Here is a 20,267-nt window from a genome sequence, read left to right as displayed (position 1 = left end):
GGCCTGTCAAGCCGGCCTCGGGGCTGCGACCGGCCTGGCGGGCCGGTGGTCGTCGGGTCGGTGCGCGCGTGGGGGATGCTGGGTCCGTGCAGATCGCGACCCTCGGCCCACTCGCCGTCGACGGCCAGCCCGTTCGGGGTGAACGGCTCGCGGCGGTGCTCCGCGCGCTCGTCGACGCGCGGGGGCGGGCGGTCTCCGTGACCCTGCTCGTGGACGCCGTCTGGGACGGCGCGCCACCGGACGACGCGACCGGCGCCGTCCAGGCGCTCGTGTCCCGGGTACGCCGTCTCGGGCTGCCCGTGGTCGCGGTGCCGGGCGGATACCGGCTGCCCGCCGAGGAGATCACCGTCGACGCGGTCGAGGCGCGCGCGCTCGTCGATCAGGCGGGCACCGTGCTCCGGTGCGGTGATGTCCGTGCCGCCCGCGACCTGGCCGATCAGGCACGGGCCCTGTTCCCCGTGGTGCCGGAGTTTGTCAGCGCCGAGGACAGCCGCCTGTTCGCGGAGGTCGCCGCGCTGCGCGCGCAGGCGGCACTCGCCGGCGTGGGCCCCTTCGACGAGGTCGACCTGGGCCGACTCGTCGCGCGGACACCGCCGGACGAGCCGTCCGCCGCCCTGCTCGTCCGGGTGCTCGCCGCGCAGGGACGGGAGGCGGAGGCGTTGGAGGTGGTCGAGCGGCTGCGCGCCGAGCTGGCCGACCGCTACGGCACCGACCCGTCGCCCGTGATCACGAGCGTCCACCTGGCGTTGCTGCGCGGTGAACTCACCGCACCGCCCGTCGCGGCGCCGCCCCGGCAACAGGCCCGGATCACGCTGCCCGCCGCGTGGCGCCGCCCCATGGCCGGCCTCGTCGGACGGGAGCGGGACGTCAAGGCCGTCACCGACGCGCTCGCCGAGACACCCGTCGTGACGATCGTGGCGACCGGCGGGGCGGGCAAGACCCGGCTCGCCGCCGAGGTGGCCAGGCGTACGGCAGCGGGTGGGCGCGCGGTTCGCGTGATCGAACTCGCTGGTCTGCGCTCGCCCGACGAGGTGCTGCCCACTGTGCTCGCCGCGCTCGGCGGCGCGGACACCACGGCGACCGGCGGCAACCTGGGTCTGGAACGGCGGGTCCTGAGCCCCGAGGAGCGGCTGCGCGCCGTGGCGCCGGACCTCGACGGGTTGGTGGTGCTGGACAACTGCGAGCACGTGCTCGACGCGGTGGCCGTCGTCGTCGCGGACCTGGTCGCGGCTGCCTCGCCGGAGGTCGCGGTGCTCGCGACGAGCCGCGCCCCACTGGGCCTGGTCGGCGAGTTGGTGCACCGGCTGACCGCGTTGCCGGACGCCGACGCGCTCGCGCTGGTCGAGTCCCGGGCGCGGGCCGGCGGCGCCGTACCGACCTGGGACACCGAGCGGGCGCTCGCCCTGTGCCACCGGCTCGACAACCTGCCGTTGGCCCTCGAACTGGCCGCCGCGCGACTGCGGCACATGCCGATCGACGACGTGCTGGCCGGGCTGACCGACCGGTTCGCGCTGCTCGACGACGCCCTGCGCGGCCTGCCTGAGCGGCACGCGAGCCTGTGGGCGCTTGTCGACTGGAGCAGGGAACTGCTCGCCGAGGCCGACCGCGACCTGCTCCAGCGGGTCGCGGTCATTCCCGCGCCGTTCACAGCGGACCTCGCCGCCGCCGTCGCGCAGGCCCCGGACGTGCGTCGCGGCCTGGCGACCCTCGTCGAACAGTCCCTGTTGACGCTGGTCGAGGGGGACGGTCCGCCGCGCTACCGCATGCTCGAAACGGTCCGTGAGTACGGCGAGGCCCGGCTGGACGCGGCCGGTGCCCGGGATCAGGCCATGGCCGGCCTGGTCAGGTGGGCGCGGGAGCAGGCCGTGGCGCTGGCCGCCCGCTTCATCGGCCCCGGCCAGGTCGAGGCGCTGCACCGTTGCGCCGCCGAGCAGGACAACCTGGTCGCGGGCCTGCGGTGGGCAATGGCAGCGGACGACGAGCCCGCCTCCGTCGACGTCGCCACCGCGCTGTTCCACCTCTGGTCGGTGCGGGGCCTGCACCTGGAGGTCCTCGCCTGGGCGCGCGGGCTGTTGCACATCGACGACCCGCAGCGGCGGCTGCGATCGGCGATCCTGCGCGGCGCGGCCAGCGGCCGGCCACTTCCCAACGCCGACCGGCTGGCCTGGACCTGCGTGGTGATCAGCGTGAACGCCGGCGTCAGCGCCGACCTGCGGCCCGCCGTGCTCGCCCGGCGGGCGCTGCGGACGCTCCTGATCGAACGTCCCGGCGAGGTGTCGTCCCGGTTGACCGCTCTCACGTCGGCACTGCCCGGCTTCGACGCCGCCGACGTGGAGCAGAGCCTGAAGAGCGCTACCGAGATGGTCGCGCACCCGGACCCGTATGTGCAGGGGCTGGGGCTGTTCGCGCGCGCGGCGGTACGGGAGAACGGCGGCCTGCCGGAAGCGTCGATCAGCGATGCCGAGCAGGCTTACCACCGCTTCGAGGCCGCCGGCGACCACTGGGGCATGGCGATGGCGGCGGGTGCTGTTGGGCAGTTCCTGGTTCCGGGCGGGGATGCCCGGTCGGCCGATTGGCTGACCCGCAGCGTCCGGCACATGGAGTTGGTCGGCGCCACGCAGGACGCCAGGTCGATCCGGGTACGGCTGGACGTGCAGCTCGCCCTGACCGGCGACGCGGAGGCGGAGCGGCGACTGGGCGAGACGGCCGCGCTGGGCCAGGCCGAGCAGATCGACGCCGCGCAGGCGCTGCTCGGCCTCGCGCACCTCGCCTGGCAGCGTGAGCGGTACGACGAGGCACTCGCCCACGCCGACGAGGTGACGCGGGTCCTCGCCGGCTGGGTCGGGCCGCAGCCACAGCCGCGCGTGATGCTCCGGGCCACGGCGGCCATCATCTACCTGCGGGTGGCCCAGGTTGGGCGGGTGTCGGGCACCGACGCCACCATCCAGGCGGCCGCGATGCTGTCGCTCGCCCGCGAGGACGCGCTGACCTCACGGGACCTGCCGGTGATCGGGGCGTGGGCGTCGGGCGGCGCGGAGTTCGCGGCGTACCGGGGTGACGTCGACGCCGCCCGCGAACTGGCCGTACTCGCGAAGCGGATCGGCACCCAGATCGAGATGTTCTTCCCCTTCGAAAACGGCGAACGGCTCAACGCCATCCTCGGGAACGAGGAGCAGCGTGAGCCGTTGCTTGCCGCGTGGCGCGAGCGGCCACCCGCCGCGGCCGTCAGCCGGATCCGCGAGCTGATGGACGACCTGCTCGCGTAGGTCAGATCTTCTTGCGGTACGCCCGCAGCGCCAGCGGCATGAACACCGCGACGAAGCCGGCGCACCAGGCGAGCGTCCACCACACGTGGTTGCCCAGCGGGGTGCCGAGGAACAGCCCGCGCACCGACGCCACCAGGTGGGTCATCGGGTTGACGTCCACGAACGCCTGCATCCAGCCCGGCAGGGTGTCGGCGCCGACGAACACATTGGACGCGAAGCTCAGCGGCATGATCAACGCGAACATCACACCCTGCACGGCACCTGCGGTCCGCACCTTCATCGACACCAGCACCGGCAGCCAGCTCAGGCAGAGCGCGAACAGCACAGCGAGCAGACACCCGGCGATCGCCCGGAACGGGTCGGTGTCGATCCGGAAACCCATCACGTAGCCGATCGCGAGGGTCGACACGGTGACGATGACGTACCGGACGACGTCGCCGAGGACCGCGCCGACCAGTGGTGCGGAGCGGGGGATTGGCAACGACCGGAACCTGTCGAAGATGCCCTTGGCGATGTCGGTGTTGAGGTTGACGCCGATCGCGATGGCGCCGGTCGCGATCGTCTGCGCCAGGATGCCGGGCAGCAGGAACTGAAGGTAGTCGTGGGTCGATCCGGCGACGGCGCCGCCGAAGACGTACACGAAGATGATGAGGAACAGCACCGGTTGCAGTGTGACGTCGATGAGCGCCTCGGGCGTACGCCAGGTCTTGATGAGGCTGCGCTTGGCGAGCGCCAACGAGTGCCGGACCAGCCGGAACGGCCGAGGGTTCGGCGCGGTCGTCGAGAGTGCGCGGCTTCTCGTGGGCGCGGTGTCGGTCAGAGTGCTCATGCCGCGACCTCCGTGGGGCGGGTGGTGTCGTCTTCTGATGCCGTACGCCCGGTGAGGGTGAAGAACACCTCGTCGAGGCTCGGCAGGTGCAGGGAGAGTTCAGTGACCGCGATGCCGGCCGTGGCGAACCGCGCCACGCTCTCGGTCAGGGCCGCGTCGTCGGTGACCGGCACCGCGAGCACGCCCTTGCGGATCTCGTCGGCCTGCGCGCCGGAGCCGACCTGGGTCAGGATCTCCGCGGTGCGGGGCAGCTGAGCCGGATCGGACGGCCGGACCTCCAGGGTCTGCCCGCCGACCACCCGCTTGAGCCCTTCGGGGGTGTCGTGCGCGATGACCCGACCGTGGTCGATCACCGTGATCGCGTCGGCGAGCGCGTCGGCCTCCTCCAGGTACTGGGTGGTGAGCAGCACCGTCGAACCGTTGTTGACCAGCGTTCGGACCACGTCCCACATGTCCTCGCGCTTGGCCGGGTCGAGGCCGGTCGTCGGCTCGTCCAGGAAGATCACGTCGGGGGAGCCGACCAGGCTGGCGGCCAGGTCCAGCCGTCGCCGCATGCCACCGGAGTAGGTCTTGGCCTGACGGTTCGCGGCATCGGTCAGGTCGAACCAGTCGAGCAGCTCGGCGGCCCGTCGCCGGGCGCCGGCACGCCCCAGCTCCAGCAGGGTGCCGAACAGCTCCAGGTTCTGCCGCCCGGTCAGGTCCTCGTCGACCGAGGCGTACTGGCCGGTGAGGCCGATACTCTGCCGAACGCGTTCGGCGTCCCGTACCACGTCGAAACCGCTGATTCGGGCGGTCCCGCCGTCCGGGGTGAGCAGTGTGGAAAGGATGCGCACGGCGGTGGTCTTGCCGGCGCCGTTGGGCCCGAGCACCCCGAGCACCGTCCCACGGGGCACGGCGAGGTCCACGCCCTGTAGCGCCCTCGTCTTCCCAAACGTCTTCACGAGGCCCTCGGCCTCGATCACCAGGTCAGCTGTCATGCGCCCAGTCTGCGCGGGCCCGCTGACACCGCCCCGACACGCCACCGACACGGGCTGACACCGGGTGCCGAGAGCGCCCCGTCCGCGCCGATCTTGCAGTTTCGGTTGCCGAAACGCGCGAAATGCACCCTTTGCTGGGACAGTAAGTGCAAGATCGCGGGGCTGGGCGAGGCACCACGGACATGGGCCGGCCGGGCTCCCTCGCGGGGAGCCCGGCCGGTGCGGTCGACGCCGTCGTAGAGCTGTCCGGAGCGCAGCGGGGGGAGGGGCTGCGGCGGGAGAGGTACGGACGGCGTGACCGCGCTCCGCGCGGTGGTCCACCTGCTCAGCTCGGTCGGCGGCCCCGCGTGGAGACGAAGTGGTACGACATGACGGCGAACCCCGGGTCGCGGAGCAGCCGCCGGAAGGCGTGCAGTTGCTGGGGCGACAGCCCGGCCGCCAGCAGGTCCGGTTCCAACTGGCGGGAGTTGGTCTCGTAGAGCGACGTTCCGGTCGATCCGCCGGCCCAGCTCTGCGAGTGGGTGATGGTGTCCAGGTCGGTCAGACCGGCGAGGGCCATCTCGGTGTGTACGTCCTGCGCCCATCCCAGGTCGGCGCCGTGGTCCTCCAGGACACCCATCATGGCGTCCATCACCTGCGCGAAGAGCTTCGCGGCGTCGTCGGTCGGGGCGGTCAGCACCCGCTGCGGCGCGGTGCAGTCGAACTCCTCGACCACCAGCCACCCGCCGGGTGCCAGCGCGCCGCTGAGCGTGCGTAGGACCCGTCGTCGATCGGGGAGGTGCAGCAGCACCAGCCGGGCGTGGATCAGGTCGAACGCGTCCCCCGGTGGCGGGTCGGTGCGCACGTCGTGCTGGCGTACGTGCAGGTTGGCCTCGGCCACCAGGTGGGTGGGGTCGATGTCGGTGGCCAGCACGTGCCCGTCGTCGCCGACCGCGCGGGCCATCCGCCGGGCCATCGAGCCGCCACCGGCCCCGACCTCCCAGCAGGTCGCACCCGGTTCCAGCACCGGGCGGGCCAGCCGACGCGTCGTGATCGGATCCAGGAAGGACTCCAGCGCGTGCATCTGGGGAACGGCGTCCGGTGCGCCGTTGTCGAACGTGTACCTGTCATCGCTCGTAGCGGTTGTCATCGGTGTCTACCTCTCCGTAAAGGGTCGGGTGACTCGAGAATGTTCGGGTGACTACGGGGTGTCGGCCCAGAGCCGAGGGGTCGATCGGTTGGCCGGGGGCGGCGCAACGGCGGCGACGCTCAACATCGCCGCCAGTGGGGCCGGGTCGCGGCGGGCCTCCGCGGTCGGCCGGTCGTAGACCACCCGGCCGTACTCCAGCACCGCCACCCGGTCCGCGAGCTCGATGGCGTGCTGGAGTTGCTGCTCCACGAGCAGCACGGTGAGGCCGTCGGCGGCGAGACGGTTGACGAGTTCGCGGACCCGCGCCGCCAGATCGGGCGAGAGCCCCTCGCATGGTTCGTCGAGCAGCAGCACCCGGGGTTGGCCGAGCAGCGCACGGGCTATCGCCAGCATCTGCTGCTCGCCCCCGGAGAGTTCGCAGCCGCGGTGTCGCAGCCGTACCGCCAGCCTCGGCAGCAGTTCCAGGGTCCGGGCGACCGTCCAGCCCTCGCCGCCGGACGTGCGGGCCCGCCACGGCGCGGCCGCCAGGTGCAGGTGCTCGGCGACTGTCAACCGGGAGAAGACCCGGCGGCCCTGCGGGACGAGACCGACGCCGGACTGGGCGATGCGATGTGGTTGCCGTCCGGCGACGTGCACGCCGCCGATCTCGACGCGACCGCTGGCCGCCCGCACCAGCCCGGCGATGGTGTGCACGAGCGTGCTCTTGCCCGCCCCGTTGCGGCCCACCACGGCCTGGATGCTGCCCGGGCGCACCCGCAGGCTGACCTCGTGCAGGACGATTCCCCCGCCGTAGCCGGCGCAGAGGCGATCCACTGTGAGCATCAGGCCACCCCGTCGGCGTAGGCCTGCCGCACCAGCGGCGAGGTGCGGATCTCGTCCGGTGTGCCGGCGGCCAACGTCTGACCGTCGCGCAGCACCGTGACCGTGTCGGAGAGGGCGTACACCAGGTCCAGTCGGTGTTCGACAAGCAACACGGCGACCGCCCTGGGCAGCGCCTGGAGCAACTCGACCAGCCGGCCGACCTCGACGGCGGACAGCCCGGCCGCCGGTTCGTCGAGGAGCAGCAGGCGGGGGCGACCGGCCAGGGCCATCGCGATCTCCAACTGGCGTCGTTGCCCGTGCGCGAGGTGCCCGGCGGGCACCGCTGCGACGGCGCTGAGCCCCATCTGGTCCAGCAACGGGTCGGCCAGTTGCCGTGCGGCGCGGCGGCGTCCGCCCGGCCACCACCGGTGGCCCGGGATGACCCGTGGCAGTGCGGCCACCACGACGTTCTCCGTCGCGGTGAGCGTCGGAAAGACAGCGGGTCGTTGGTGGATGCGGTTGATGCCCCGCCGGGCCCGGGCTGCCGGGCCGAGCCGACCGACGTCCCGTCCGTCGAACCGCACGGTGCCGCGTTGCGGCCTGGTGGACCCGCCGAGCACGTTGAGCAGTGTCGTCTTGCCGGCCCCGTTCGGGCCGATCAGCGCGTGCCGTTGGCCGTCGTGGATGCGCAGGTCCACGCCGTCGAGTGCGGCGAGCGAGCCGTAGCGCACGGTGATCTCCTGGGCTTCCAGCAGGCCGGTCATCGGTGCAACTCCGCGACGGTGGCCTGATCATGGGCGGCTGGCCGGTCCGGCTGTCGTGCCGGGACGCCGGGCAGGCGCAGCCGACCCCGGGCCCGGTTGACGCCGGTCGGCAACAGGTAGACAGTCGCCACGAACAGCGCGCCCAGCACCAGCGGCGCGTGGCCGGGCAGCACCCCGAACAGCCAGTCCCGGACGGCGATGACCAACGCCGCACCCACCAGGGCGCCACCCACCGAGGCGGTGCCACCGATGACGACACCGAGCAGCAGCAGCGCGGACGTGTCGAAGCCGAAATCGGCGGGGGAGATGTACTGCTGGGCGACGACCAGCAGCGAGCCGGCGGCACCGGCGATCGCCCCGGCCGCGATGTGCGCGCCGGACAGGTGCAGCGCCACCCGGTGACCGCTGGCCCGCAACCGCGTCTCGTCGTCGCGGCCGGCACGCAGCACCAACCCGGCCCGGGTACGCAGCAGCACCAGCACCGCGCCGACCAGCGTGGCCACGACGACCAGGGCGTACAGGTAACGGGCCTGATCGTTGGCCAGCGCCGGGAGCCCCCAGAACGGGCGGACCGCGGGGATGCCGGCCAGCCCGTCCGTGCCACCGGTCACCGACCGCCACCGCCCGAGGACGATGACGACGAGTTCACCGATCGCCAGGGTGATCATCAGGACGATCACCCCTCGGGCGTGCACGACGAGCGGCACGGTGAGCGCGGCCAGCAACGCCCCGGCGGCCGCCGCGACGACGAGCTGCACGACACCGACGTCGGAGACTCGGCTGCCGACCACGGCGCAGGCGTAGGCGCCGGCCGCGTACGGCGCCGTCTGACCGAGGGTGGGCATGCCGGCGACGCCGGTGAGCAGGGCCACGCTCACCCCGACCAGGGCCAGCGCCAGCGTCCGGGCGAGGACCGACGTGGTGTAGTCGTCGACCACCCAGGGCGCCACGACCAGACCGACCAGGACGAGCGCCGCGATGCCGCCCCGAACGCGGCGGATCACCTCACCCCTCATGCCGCCCTCCACCTGCCGGCCAGGCCACGCGCCCGCACGGCCAGCACGGCCGCCATCGCGGCGAACAGCAGAAACGGCGCGGCGGACGGCAGCAACGCCACCCCCAGCGTCTGGATCTCGCCGATCGCGAGCGCGGCCAGCAGGGTGCCCGCCATCGACCCGAGACCACCGAGGACGACCACCACCAGGGACAGCAGCAGCACCGTGTCGGCGGTGCCCGTGCCGGGGCCGATGATGGGCGCGCCCAGGACACCGGCCGCGCCCGCCAGCGCGCCGGCGGCGGCGAGCACACCAGCCCGGATCCGTGCCGGACTCACACCCAGACAGGCGACCATCTCCGGGTCGTCGACGGCCGCCCGGACCAGCATCCCGGCCCTGGTGCGTCGCACCACCAGGTAGAGGGCGGCGGCGAGCACCGCCGCGACGACGATGAAGACCAACCGGTACGCGGCGTAGCGGTGACCGGCGACCATCACCGACCCCTCCAGGGCTGCGGGCACCTGGACCTGCGGGTTGTCGGGCCCGAAGCCGGCGACGAGCAGGCTGCCGCCGGCCAGCGCCACCCCGAACGTCAGCAGCGCCTGACTCAGGTGATTGCCGGTGGCGACCGGTGTGAGCAGGCCGGCCAGGAGCACCCCCGCCGCGGCGGCGGCCAGCACACCGACGGCGAGGGCCAACGCCAGGCTCGCCCAGCCGCCGTCGAGCACCGCCGCGGCGGTGTACCCGCCGATCGCGTAGAGCAGGCCGTGCGCCAGGTTGAGGATGTTGGCGACGCCGAAACAGAAGACCAGGCCCGACGCGGCGACGAACACGAGCAGCCCGTAGGCGACCCCGTCCAACGCCGGGATCAGGTACGGGTCGATCCGGTTCGTGCCGGCCGCCACCGCTATCACCGGCCGACGGTCGCGAGGTCGCCCACGACGGTGTTGGACAGCGCCCGGCCGTCCTGGCGGACCTGCCGCAGGTACCACTTCTGCACGGGGGAGTGCGTGGTGGTGGAGAACTGCCAGGTGCCGCGCGGGCTGGCGATCTGGCCGAGTTGGCCGATGGCCGTGTTGATGGCCTCGGGGGTCGGGTCGCTGCCGGCGGCGCCGATCGCCCGGTCGAGCACCGCCGCCGCGTCGTACGAGGCCAGCGCGTAGGTCGTCGGCGAACCGTCGTGCTTCGCCTTCCACGCGGCCACGAAGGCGCGGTTCTCGGCGTTGTCGAGGTCGGGCGAGTAGTTGAGCACCGAGTAGATGTCCCGGGCGGCCTCGCCCTGAGCGTTGAGCACGCCGCCCTCGGTGAGGAACCCGGCCGCGTACAACGGGATGTCCTTGATCTCCGACTGCGCGTACTGCTTCACGAAGTCGACGGCGGCGCTGCCGGCGTAGAAGGTGTAGACGGCCGCCGCGCCGGAGGCCTTGATGCGGGCGAAGTACGGGAGGAAGTTGGTGGTGGCCGGGAACGGCGTGAAGGTCGTCTTGCCGTCGGCGTTCGCGAGCTTCCCGCCGATCTTGCCGAACGCGTCGGTGAAGCCGCGCAGCTCGTCCCACCCGCCCTGGTAGTCCGGGCCGATCGCGTACACGGAGCCCTTCACGTTGTCGCGGACGTGCTGGGCGATCGCCGCCCCTGGCTCGTCGGAGAGGTACGAGGTGTGCCAGACCCGGGAGACGTCCTTGAGCTCCGGCCGACCGTTGGAGCCGACCAGTGGCACCTTGGTCTCGTTGAGCACGGGGGTGACTCCGGCGACCGAGCCGCCACCGACGATGCCGGTCAGCGCGGACACCCGGTCCTGCTTGAGCAGCTTGGTCGCCGCCGGAACAGCGGTCTGGGCGCCGTTGCCCTCGTCCGCGACGATGAGGTCGACCTGCCGGCCGCCCAACTTGCCGTCGTGGGTGTCCAGGTAGAGCTGGAAGCCGTCGCGGATCTCCGTACCGACCGCCTGGTACGTCCCGGACAGCGACGCGAGCAGGCCGATCTTTATCGAGCCGCCGGCGCTCGTGCCCGGAGCGTCGTCGCCGCAGGCCGTGCTGGTGGTCAGCACGGCGGCGAGCAGCGCGGCGGTGAGGGCACGGCTGCGCCAAGGCGTGGTGAGAGGCATGTCTAACTCCAGAGGAAGGGGAAGGGGTCTCCGGCGTGGGGGCGCCGGGGTGGTCAGCGGCTGCGGGCGAGCGCCGCTCGGGCAGCGGGGGTCAGCGCGTCCCCGATGCGGTTGGCCAGCTCGGTCATCTCGTAGGAGACCTTGCCCACGTCGCACTCGGGCGCGGCGAGCACCAGCAGCGAGGCGCCGTCGTTGAAGGCCATGGAGAACATGAATCCACCCTCGAGCTGGGTGACGTTGGAGATCACCGCGCCGGCGTCGAAGAAGGCCGCCGCCCCCCGCAGCAGGCTGACCAGCCCGCTACCCGTGGCGGCCAACTGGTCGGCCCGATCCGGTGGCAGGTCGCGGGTGGCGGCCACCATCAGGCCGTCGCTGGAAATGGCGATCGCGTGGCTGACCTCGGTCGCGCGCGCCGCGAAGTTGTCCAGCAGCCAGCCGAGATCCTGTTGGTCGGTCACGTGCTCTCCTGTCGCGTCATTTGTTACCGAGGTTGATCGGGGTGCGCCGTCGGTTCGCCACGCCGCGCGCGTACGCGGCCATCGCCGTGGCCACCTGCGCCGGGTCGCGGTACTCGGACCGTTGCTGCTGTTGCGGCACCGTCACACCGCCGGGCACGAGGTGCCGTTGCGGCTGTCGTTTGGGCAGGCCGGAATTGGTGGTCGTGGCGACCTCGGGGGTGTGCGCCTGGGCGGCCGTACGCCAGGCGTCGTCGGCGGGGCTGGACCACTGCTGGCCGTTCTGGCCGTTCTGGCCGTTGACGACATCGCTCTGGAACCAGTGGTTGACCTGTTCGAAGATGAGCAACTCCTCGGTGGGCGCGTCACCCCGGTCCGGGGACGGGGGAGCCGGTCGGAAGACCGGCGCGGCCGGCAGGGTCCGTTCGGTCGGCTGGCGTCCGGCGGTGGGTTCGGGGCGCGGCTGGTACGGCGGCGGAGGGCTGGGCGTCCGCGCCGCCCGCCGCGACAGCCGGCCGGGTGCGAGCAGGTACTCCTCCGGCGGCAGCGACCGGATGATCGCCGCGGGCAGTGTCGCCTCGGCGAGGATGCCGCGTCGGGGGCCGCGCCGTAGTTGGACGGTGGCGCCCAGCCGGGCCGCGAGCTGGCCCACGACGACCAGCCCCATCGCCCGTACGGCGGCCACGTCGATCGCCGGCGGACGGGCCAGCAGCTCGTTGAGTTGCTGCATCCTCTGCGTGGACAGCCCCACACCCTCGTCGCTGATCTGGACGATGACGCGGTCTCCCAGGCTCCGGCCGCTCACCCAGGTCTCGCTGCCCGGCGGCGAGTACGTCGTGGCGTTGTCCATGAGTTCGGCGAGCAGGTGCACGACCTCGTCGACGGTCTTGGCGGCCACCGCGACGTCCCCGTCGATCATGCCGAGCCGGACCCGTGCGTAGTGCTCGATCTGGGACAGCGCCGCCTGGAGCACCTGTTGCAGCGGAACGTCGCGCTGGCGTACGCGACCCACGCCGACACCGCCGAGCACCAGCAGGCTGGCGTTGATCCGGCCCATCCGGGTGGCCAGGTTGTCCAGTGTGTACAGCTGGTCGAGCCGGTCGGGGTCGGTTTCGTCCCGCTCGACCAGGTCGACCTGGGCCAGGACGGCGTCGACCAGTCGCTGTTCGCGGCGGCTGAGGTGGATGAAGATGTCGGCGGTGTTGGCGCGCATGACGGCCTGTTCGGCGGCGGTCCGCACGGCGGCCTGGTGCACGGCGCTGAACGCCTGACCCAGTTCGCCGATCTCGTCGTCGCTGGACGGTTCGAGGGCGGCACTGGACTGCTGGTGGGCCAGTTTCTGTGGGTCGACGGCGGCGCTGCCGGGCTGTTGGAGCTGGGCCACCACGGCGGGGAGCTGTTCGAAGGCAACGGCGTTGGCAGCGTCGCGCAGCCGGCGCAGCCGTCGGGTGATCTGCCGTGCGACGGCCCAGGTCACCAACGCGGTCAGGATCAGGGCCAGGAGGACGCTGGCCGCCTCGGCCACGGCCCGGCGGCGCTGGTCGGCGTGGGCGGCCCGAACGTCGTCGCGGACCGCGTCGTCGACCCGGGCGCGCAGGTCGGCCAGCCGGGCGGCGCGCGTCTGGGTGGTGGACACCCAGGCGTCGGTCTCCAGTTTCAGCCGCGACCCCGGCTGGGCCCGGGACACCTCGTCCTGCATCCGTTGCAGGGCCAGCGCCTCCTTGCCGGTGCCGGCCTGCTCCCACCAGATGCTCCACTCGGGTGGGGCCAGGGCCAGGAACGACAGGCTCGACTCGGTGTAGCTGGTGCGGGCCGCGGTGATGTCCTGCTGCATGGCCGGGGTCAGTTCCCCGCCCGCGACGGCACGCAGGACGGCCACCTGTTGCTGACCAATGGCCTCGGCCGTCTTCGACAGCGCAGCCGAGGCCCGGATCCCGTCGGCGAGTGGGGCGTCCACCACGCCGTGTGAGACGTTCTCCCGGAGGTTGATGAGGTCGGCGATCGCGATGCGGTAGCTGAAGGTCATCGCCGACACCGACGCGTGCGTGGCGGTGCGCACCTGGGTACGCAGCGGGGCGAGGCCGTCCAGAGCAGCATCGATGCGCCGCAGGAGAGCGGAGCTGGTGCCGTTGTCGGCGGACAGTCGGTCACGCTGTCCGCGGTAGCGGGCGACGGCGGAATCGGTGGCGGCCATCTCCACGCTGAAGGCGTCCTGCTGCTCCGGCCGGGCGTAGGTGAGCAGGTCGGCGGCGGCGATGCGCTCGCGTTGCAGGCGGTAGGCCAGGTCGCCGGCCTCGGCACCGACCTGCGCCAGGATCTGCAGGTCGCCGGCGCGGGCCGTCTGGCGTGCGCTCTCGGTCAGTGCGAGACCGGCGAAGCCGATCACTGCGACGAGCGGGGCCGCGACGATGAGGCGCATCCGGCCGGCGATCTTCCAACCGCGTCGGCGGGTCGGGTAGGGTCTGGCCGCGTGGGACCGGGTGCTCGACGCCAAGATTGACTCCCACGACTCGTCGATGACGGTCTATCCGCACGTTGCCGAATGCAAGTCCCATTCGGCCGGAAGCCGCGCTCGTAGACCAGACCTGGCCGTGGTACAAACTGCCGGTACCAGCATCTGTACCCAACGTCAGCGACCGGTGACGCCGCGAGGTCGGGTCGGATCCGTCAGGTCAGCGCTGGTTGTCGAGGGGTTCGGCCGACGGGTGCCGCCGCCCCGGTTCATCCGGTTCGGGTTGGCCGTTGAGCACCTGACCGATCAGCTCACGCAGCTCGTCGATCGCGTCCACCACGGCGCCCGGGTCGCGCGCGTCACGCCGTCCACGCTGACGCGGCACCTGTCGATCCAGTCGAGGCGGCTCCGGCGCGCGAGGGCCTCGGCGACCGTCTGCCGCCAACTGCTCGGCCGCGACGTGCGGCCACAGTGCGGCCAGCCGGCCGCCGGTGTCGAGCACGTCATCGCAGCGCAGCGCGAACTCGTGGCTGCCGAACCGGCGACCTGACTCGACCGCCGCGACCGTCTCCCGGCTGAACCGCACCAGGTCCGCCAGGGCTCGTTGGGTCAGGCCCTGTTGGACGCGGGAGTCGCGTAACTCCCGTCGGAACCGCTGACTGGCCGCAGAGTGAGCCGAGCTCGACGGGGACGTGTGCTCCATGCGCTCACCTTCGTGGAACGGGCATTCAGCGGCGGACGCCAGATCGAGATTGGCCGATGAGTTGAACATTCGCAGAGGGCAATTCTTAACCCAGGAAGCGATGGGTGTGAAGACGTTCACCGGTATGGATCGTCGGGAAAAGCGGGAAAGGTGCACGCCGGACCCGGTGCCGGCACCGACGTGCCCGGGTGGAACGGGTCGACGCCGGCCCACCCCACCCTCGGCCCGCCCGCAGGTCAGCACCGCTGGCGCCAGTGCCCGCTCAGGCGGCGTGCACTTCGGCCGTCGCGCCCTCCCGTCCCGTCGGCACGTCCGCGGGCGCCGGAACATCGATTATCGCGAGCAGCGTGCGGTGCGCGCGAAACGCGACATTGGGTTTGTACGAGCGATGTTGCTCCGGTGACAATCTCAGCCCGGGAATGGCTTCGGCGAGCCGGCAGAGGGCGATTCCAGCTTCCAGTCGCGCCAATCCCGCACCGATGCAGAAATGTGGACCGTGACCGAACGACAGGTGATTGCCCACATCGGCCCGGTGTGGGTCGAACCGGTCCGGGTCATGGAACGCCGCCGGGTCCCGGTTCGCCGCTCCGATCAACAGCAGGCACCGTGCGCCGGCGGGGATCGTCACCGCACCCACCGTGACATCCCGGGTGGTCACCCGCAGCCAGCCGTCGATGGCGGGCGCGAACCGGAGCGTCTCGCCCACGAAGGCGGGGACGAGCCCCGGGTCCACGGTGATCGCCGACCAGCGCTGGGGAGCCGACAGGGCCTGGTCGAGGGCGTGCGCGAGCAAACCGGCGGTGGTCTCGTGGCCCGCGACCAGGAGATTGAAGGCGAGGCTCGCCACCTCGGGCACCGTCAGCACGCTGTCGTCGTCGTCCCGGTAGTCCAGGGCACGGCTGATGAAGTCCTCGCCCCGGTGTCCACTGTCCACCCGCTGGCGGACCAGGTCCTCGCAGTAGTGCCAGAACTCCAGCAGGCCCTGGGCCAGGCGTACCTGCTCGGCCGGGTCCGGCTGCCCCCAGATGAGGGCTATCTGCCCGTCCGCCCAACTCCGGATCCGCCCGATGTCGGCGTCGGGCACCCCGAGGATGTCCAGGACCACCAGCAGGGGAAGCTCGGTCGCGAACTCCGGGATCAGATCGACCTGATCGCCCTGGCGGGTGGCGAGACGGGACACCAGTTGGTCGACCCGGCGTCGGATGATCGCCCCGTACTCGGCCTCGACCCGCTCGGCGGTGTTCGCGAAGGTCGCCCGTAGGGCCCGCCGGGTGCGCGGGTGCGCCGGTGGGTCCGCGGCGGCCGTCGTGGGTGGCGCGTCGATCTGCATGATGACGTTCAGTGCCGGTGGGCACACCTCGTAGACCGGGGCGAGGGTGAGGGCGTTGGCGAATGTCGTGGCGTCGGCGAGGGCCCGCCGGACGTCCGCGTGCCGGCTGATCAACCACAGGCCCAGATCCTCGGCGTAGTGCACCCCGTCAGGATCGTCGAGAATACGCCGCCACATGCTCGCCGGATCGGTGAGATAGACCCCGGTGAACGGATTCAACCGCATGGAAAGCCTCCTGATGCACGCGGCGCGAAACCGGCAGCGCCCCCATTTGGCGATCCACTTCAGCCGGGCCGATAATGGCGTGCATCTGCCTCTGGCTCTTTACGGTGCGCTGGCCGGCCGTACAAGTCAAGATTGGTTCTTGTCTATTTATTGGTCGGCGTAATTGCGTGTTGCAACAGCCGAGTGAACCTGGCCAGATGCAAGTTGCGGCGCGGTCCTTGCCGTGAAGTCGACCCAGCCGGACGGTGCGATCAACTCGCCGCTTTCGCTCATGACCGGGGAAACGACGCCCGAGACGACGAGTGACGCCGGGGTCCGGTCACCGACCGCGACGGAAACGCCGGCGCTGGCGGAAGGACCGAGCCCCGGGGCGATGCGGCGGAGCCGGCCCCGCCGCATCGCCCGCGCGTCGCGGGGGTTCCGGACCATGCCGGAACCCCCGCGCGTCTTCCTCGTGAAGCGGCTCGGTCAGCGCACAGCGGTCAGGGTGCCCACGGTGCGGCGATGTTCCAGGTGCTGTCGGCGGTCCACGACGTCGGCGTGTTGTACGCGTCGCCGCCGGCGCCGTTGCTGAGCCAGACCTCGGCGTTGTAATGCCGCAGGTACCTACCTCGGAAGTTGTACGACTCCAGCGACACGCCGGTGCCGGTCAGTCCGGTGCGGGCGCACCAGGTGGCGTCGGCGCGCAGCAGCGCGGAGCCGTCGTCCGGCGAGTTGCGGACCCGGGAGTTCTGGTGGCGCAGGTACTGCCCGGGAAAGTTGACCGACTCGAACGAGTAGCAACCGGCGCCGGCCAGACCGGGCCGGATGGTGTACGTGGCGTCGGCCTTGAGCAGGCTGGAACTCGCCGCGTCGACCACCTCCGTGTAGGCCAGGCTGTCCTGGTGGCGTAGGTAACGGTTGGTGAAGCCGGGCGTGGTCACCTGCAATGACCGGCGGGTGTTGGCCGGCAGGGCGACGGGTGCCGAACTGCCGATGGTCTTCGAGGCGTTGACCAGGGCGGTGTTGGCGGCGCGTACGCGCGCCTGGTCCATCTTGATCACTTGTCGGTCGTAGGTGAGGAACCCGTTCAGCTCACCCTCCAGGTCGGTGATCTCCGTGTAGATCGAGGCGCTGAGCCCCTTGCCGAGCATCAGGTTCTGGGTGCCCTGCACCAGCCCCACGTACCGGTCGGTGAGGGCGAGCGAGCTGGACTGCCACTCGTACGCGAAGAAGCTGCCGCTAGGGCTGTACTCGTGGCCCGGCGTGTGCAGGCCAAGTCCGCCGAACTCACCGAGCACCGCGATCCGGCTGCTCGACGGGACGGGGGAGTCCGGACCGAGGTAGACGTGCCAGTCGTCGATGTCGCCGTTGCCGGGGTTGCCGAGGGACTGGCAGCAGTTGTGGCCGCTGTGCGGGTTGACCAGACGTGTCGGGTCCTGGTTCTTGATGTTCTGCGCGACCCGCCGGGTGTCGGCGAGGGAGCGCTCGCCCCAGCCCTCGTTGTAGGGCGTGTACGCGACGACGGCGGGCGAGCTGCGGTGCTCGTCCACGATCTCGCGCGCCTCGGTCTCGAACTGCGCCTGCTGGGCGTCGGTGGGGTCGACGTCCTGTGCGGTCAGCGACGGGATGTCCTGCCAGACCAGTAGGCCGAGCCGGTCGGCGTGGTAGAACCAGCGCTGCGGCTCGACCTTGATGTGCTTGCGCACCATGTTGAAGCCCAGGTCCTTGTGCTTCTGCAGATCGAAGGCGAGGGCGGCGTCGGTCGGCGCGGTGTAGAGCCCGTCCGGCCAGTAGCCCTGGTCGAGGGTGCCGACCTGGAACACGAACTGGCCGTTGAGCTTGGGGCGCAGCACCCCGTTGACCAGGCCGGTGGTTATCTCCCGCATGCCGAAGTAGTGAGTGGTCCGGTCCACCGTGGCGCCGGTGGTGCCGCGCACTGTCACCCGGAGGTTGTAGAGGAACGGGTCGTCGGGTGACCAGCGGCGGGCGTTGGGCACCGGCACGCTGAAGTCGGTGAAGCCGCCGGTGGCCGATCCGACCACTGTGGCGCCGTTCAACGCCTCGGCGAGGACGCTGTGCCCGCTCACGTCGCCCCGGGTGAAGACCCGGACCCGCAGTGTGTTGTTGCTCAGGTTCGGGTAGACGTCCACGCTGCTGATCGAGGCGGCGGGCACCGGCTCCATCCACACCGTCTGCCAGATGCCGGAGCTGGGGGTGTAGAAGATCCCACTGGGTGTCTTGGTCTGCTTGCCGATGGCGGGCAGGCTGCCGTTCTGCCGGGTGTCGGTGGGATCCCAGACCTTGACCACGATCTCGTTCGTCCCGGTGGTGAGCTGGGGCGTCACGTCGAAGGTGAAGGCGTCGTAGCCGCCGGTGTGCGCGCCGACCCGCACACCGTTGACCCAGACGGTGCTCTGCCAGTCGACTGCGCCGAAGTGCAGCAGGGTGCGCCGGCCCGACCAGTTCGCCGGGACGGTGACGGTGCGTCGGTAGAACAGGTAGTTGCGGTTGTCGTTGGCGGCCCGCTGGATGCCGGACAGGGCGCTCTCCACTGGGAAGGGCACGTTGACCCGCTCGGGCAGGCTGGTGCCGAACTGCGGGGCGTCGTCGGTCGTCGACTGGCGTAGCTGCCACTCGCCGTTGAGGTTGAGCCAGTCCGGCCGCGTCATCTGGGGCCGCGGGTACTCGGGCAGTGGTGTGCCGTTCAGGGCCTGGCTGGTCCACGGGGTGGCCAGGGGTGGTGTCTTGGCCGGTGCGGCGTGCGCCGACGGGGCGGGCGCGGCGAGAACGCCGGCGACCAGGGCGATGATGAGCAGTAGTGGCAGTGCGGGGCGGATGGGGACGTGACGTGTCATGCCGTCTCCGGGGGGGCGAGTCGCCGCGGGCGGTGCAGCCAGGCCCGAAGCGCGTGGATGGTGGGCATCGGGTGGTCATTGACGGGGGACGGGCGTCAGCGACGGATGTCGGTGGGATCTCCACACGCCAACGGTGACCGGCATATTGACATCCATCATCACCTGTATAACGTTATAGAGCCGCGCCGACCCTCCCGTCAATGCTTGTTCATCAATGTCCGGTCGGCCCGCCCGTCGAATTCGCGAAAGGTGGGGGATGGGCGTCAACCTGAAGGACATCGCCCAGCGCGCCGGTGTCTCCCTGGCCACGGTCTCGAATGTGGTGAATGGGTACCGGCCGGTGGGGGAGCGGACCCGACAACGGGTGCAGCAGGCGATCGACGAACTCGGCTACAGCCCCAACCTCGGCGCCCGGCATCTCCGTCGGGGCCGTACCGGCCTGATCGCCCTGGCCGTCCCGGAACTGACCAACCCGTACTTCGCCGAACTCGCCGAGATCGCCATCTCCGAGGCCGCCGCGCTCGGCTACACGCTCGTCATGGAGAACACCGCAGCGGACCGGGAGGCGGAACTGGCGCTCCTCGACGGCTCGCGACAGCGCATCATCGACGGCCTGATCCTCAGCCCGGTGCGCATCGGGCGGGAGGAGGTGCTGGCCCGCACGGCCGGCAGCCCGCTCGTGCTGATCGGCGAGGGCGTCTACGACGTGCCACACGACCACATCGCCATCGACAACGTCGCCGCCAGCCACGCGGCGATCCGGCATCTCGTGGCCATCGGCCGCCGCCGGATCGCGTTCATCGGCGCCACCCCGGGCGGTGACCGGCAGTCGGCCCACCTTCGAGTCCGGGGTTACCGGGAGGCCCTGGCGGCCGCCGGCCTGCCGTGCCGACCACGGTTGGTCGCCCCCACCGACGCGTTCGGTCGGCGCGACGGCATGCGCGCCATGTGTGACCTGCTCGCCCTCGGTGAACCGCCGGACGCGGTCTTCGGATACAACGACCTGGTCGCCATCGGCGCGCTGCGGGCGCTGGCCGAGGCCGGTCACCGGGTGCCCGAGGACGTCGCGGTGGTCGGGATCGACGACATCGAGGAGGGGCGGTTCACCGCCCCGACCCTCACCACGATCGCCCCGGACAAGAGGGAGATCGGCCGTCTCGCGGTGCGCCGCCTCGTCGCGCGCATCGAGGGCGCGGAGGTCGCGGGCCCGCTGACAGTGCAGACACCGTTCCGGCTTCTCCGCCGCGAGAGCACCGGCACACCGGACGCCTGACCACCGGTCGCCGACAAGCCCCGCGCCGCGTGATCCATACCGCCGGTGATACGACCCAGAGAGGATGACCCGCTAGATCCATAAACCTCAATATGATGACCGCTATCTCGATTGCGGTGCGCTCACG

Annotated in this window: 15 protein-coding genes; 2 read left to right on the top strand and 13 right to left on the bottom strand. The window is 71.6% G+C overall.

From position 1 onward, the window contains the following. The first annotated feature begins 86 nt into the window (after window positions 1-86). Window positions 87-3,266 carry an ATP-binding protein gene (locus NIE111_RS15005; protein ID WP_238684970.1) on the top strand — a complete coding sequence of 1,060 codons (3,180 nt, stop codon included), beginning with the start codon at window positions 87-89 and terminating at the stop codon, window positions 3,264-3,266. Window position 3,267: 1 nt separating this feature from the next. Here the strand turns inward: NIE111_RS15005 and NIE111_RS15000 are convergent, their stop codons facing one another. From NIE111_RS15000 to NIE111_RS14940, 13 genes are all read right to left on the bottom strand, one after another. After that, window positions 3,268-4,095: an ABC transporter permease gene (locus NIE111_RS15000; RefSeq protein WP_124822795.1), complete on the bottom strand. Its 828-nt coding sequence runs from the start codon at window positions 4,093-4,095 to the stop codon at window positions 3,268-3,270. Next, window positions 4,092-5,072, bottom strand: coding sequence for an ATP-binding cassette domain-containing protein (locus tag NIE111_RS14995; RefSeq protein ID WP_210781139.1), 981 nt, complete (start codon window positions 5,070-5,072; stop codon window positions 4,092-4,094). Before NIE111_RS14995 ends, NIE111_RS15000 begins: the two co-directional genes overlap by 4 nt. Window positions 5,073-5,397: 325 nt before the next feature. Next, complete coding sequence (locus NIE111_RS14990) at window positions 5,398-6,201, bottom strand: class I SAM-dependent methyltransferase (protein ID WP_238684969.1); 804 nt, start codon at window positions 6,199-6,201, stop codon at window positions 5,398-5,400. Between the two features lie 51 nt (window positions 6,202-6,252). Further along, entirely contained in the window at window positions 6,253-7,023 is a 771-nt protein-coding gene (locus tag NIE111_RS14985; protein WP_238684968.1) for an ABC transporter ATP-binding protein, read from the bottom strand. Then, a complete protein-coding gene (locus NIE111_RS14980; protein ID WP_238684967.1) occupies window positions 7,023-7,766 on the bottom strand; it encodes an ABC transporter ATP-binding protein in 744 nt (247 codons plus the stop codon). The genes NIE111_RS14985 and NIE111_RS14980 overlap by 1 nt, the downstream gene beginning before the upstream one ends. After that, window positions 7,763-8,782 carry a branched-chain amino acid ABC transporter permease gene (locus NIE111_RS14975; RefSeq protein WP_238684966.1) on the bottom strand — a complete coding sequence of 340 codons (1,020 nt, stop codon included), beginning with the start codon at window positions 8,780-8,782 and terminating at the stop codon, window positions 7,763-7,765. The genes NIE111_RS14980 and NIE111_RS14975 overlap by 4 nt, the downstream gene beginning before the upstream one ends. Beyond that, the gene (locus tag NIE111_RS14970) at window positions 8,779-9,675 is read right to left on the bottom strand and encodes a branched-chain amino acid ABC transporter permease (RefSeq protein ID WP_238684965.1); all 897 of its coding nucleotides are present in this window, start codon (window positions 9,673-9,675) and stop codon (window positions 8,779-8,781) included. Before NIE111_RS14970 ends, NIE111_RS14975 begins: the two co-directional genes overlap by 4 nt. Further along, on the bottom strand, window positions 9,672-10,865 hold the full coding sequence (locus NIE111_RS14965; RefSeq protein WP_238684964.1) for an ABC transporter substrate-binding protein: 1,194 nt from the start codon (window positions 10,863-10,865) through the stop codon (window positions 9,672-9,674). The genes NIE111_RS14970 and NIE111_RS14965 overlap by 4 nt, the downstream gene beginning before the upstream one ends. 53 nt (window positions 10,866-10,918) lie before the next feature. Next, window positions 10,919-11,323 carry a roadblock/LC7 domain-containing protein gene (locus NIE111_RS14960; protein ID WP_030490280.1) on the bottom strand — a complete coding sequence of 135 codons (405 nt, stop codon included), beginning with the start codon at window positions 11,321-11,323 and terminating at the stop codon, window positions 10,919-10,921. 16 nt (window positions 11,324-11,339) lie between these two features. Next, window positions 11,340-13,739, bottom strand: coding sequence for a sensor histidine kinase (locus tag NIE111_RS14955; protein WP_238684963.1), 2,400 nt, complete (start codon window positions 13,737-13,739; stop codon window positions 11,340-11,342). A 253-nt stretch (window positions 13,740-13,992) separates the two neighbouring features. Beyond that, window positions 13,993-14,475, bottom strand: a complete 483-nt coding sequence (locus NIE111_RS14950; RefSeq protein ID WP_238684962.1) for a helix-turn-helix transcriptional regulator — start codon at window positions 14,473-14,475, stop codon at window positions 13,993-13,995. Between the two features lie 262 nt (window positions 14,476-14,737). Beyond that, window positions 14,738-16,030 carry a cytochrome P450 gene (locus NIE111_RS14945; RefSeq protein WP_238684961.1) on the bottom strand — a complete coding sequence of 431 codons (1,293 nt, stop codon included), beginning with the start codon at window positions 16,028-16,030 and terminating at the stop codon, window positions 14,738-14,740. Between the two features lie 482 nt (window positions 16,031-16,512). Continuing rightward, window positions 16,513-18,867 (bottom strand): AbfB domain-containing protein, encoded by a 2,355-nt coding sequence (locus NIE111_RS14940; protein WP_238684960.1) that lies wholly within the window; start codon window positions 18,865-18,867, stop codon window positions 16,513-16,515. Between the two features lie 256 nt (window positions 18,868-19,123). Here NIE111_RS14940 and NIE111_RS14935 point away from each other — a divergent pair, with 256 nt between their 5' ends. Next, on the top strand, window positions 19,124-20,140 hold the full coding sequence (locus NIE111_RS14935) for a LacI family DNA-binding transcriptional regulator (protein WP_238684959.1): 1,017 nt from the start codon (window positions 19,124-19,126) through the stop codon (window positions 20,138-20,140). The last annotated feature ends 127 nt before the right edge of the window (window positions 20,141-20,267 follow it).

Source organism: Micromonospora hortensis, from assembly GCF_022230935.1.
Lineage (GTDB): Bacteria > Actinomycetota > Actinomycetes > Mycobacteriales > Micromonosporaceae > Micromonospora > Micromonospora hortensis.
Note: the sequence above shows the minus strand (reverse complement) of the source record. Positions and strands in the feature narration are given on the sequence as shown.

Coding starts and splice junctions, on each gene's coding strand:
- NIE111_RS15000 (WP_124822795.1), bottom strand. CDS start 4,095: ATGAGCACTCTGACCGACACCGCGCCCACGAGAAGCCGCGCACTCTCG.
- NIE111_RS14995 (WP_210781139.1), bottom strand. CDS start 5,072: ATGACAGCTGACCTGGTGATCGAGGCCGAGGGCCTCGTGAAGACGTTT.
- NIE111_RS14990 (WP_238684969.1), bottom strand. CDS start 6,201: ATGACAACCGCTACGAGCGATGACAGGTACACGTTCGACAACGGCGCA.
- NIE111_RS14985 (WP_238684968.1), bottom strand. CDS start 7,023: ATGCTCACAGTGGATCGCCTCTGCGCCGGCTACGGCGGGGGAATCGTC.
- NIE111_RS14980 (WP_238684967.1), bottom strand. CDS start 7,766: ATGACCGGCCTGCTGGAAGCCCAGGAGATCACCGTGCGCTACGGCTCG.
- NIE111_RS14975 (WP_238684966.1), bottom strand. CDS start 8,782: ATGAGGGGTGAGGTGATCCGCCGCGTTCGGGGCGGCATCGCGGCGCTC.
- NIE111_RS14965 (WP_238684964.1), bottom strand. CDS start 10,865: ATGCCTCTCACCACGCCTTGGCGCAGCCGTGCCCTCACCGCCGCGCTG.
- NIE111_RS14955 (WP_238684963.1), bottom strand. CDS start 13,739: ATGCGCCTCATCGTCGCGGCCCCGCTCGTCGCAGTGATCGGCTTCGCC.
- NIE111_RS14950 (WP_238684962.1), bottom strand. CDS start 14,475: ATGGAGCACACGTCCCCGTCGAGCTCGGCTCACTCTGCGGCCAGTCAG.
- NIE111_RS14945 (WP_238684961.1), bottom strand. CDS start 16,030: ATGCGGTTGAATCCGTTCACCGGGGTCTATCTCACCGATCCGGCGAGC.
- NIE111_RS14940 (WP_238684960.1), bottom strand. CDS start 18,867: ATGACACGTCACGTCCCCATCCGCCCCGCACTGCCACTACTGCTCATC.
- NIE111_RS14935 (WP_238684959.1), top strand. CDS start 19,124: ATGGGCGTCAACCTGAAGGACATCGCCCAGCGCGCCGGTGTCTCCCTG.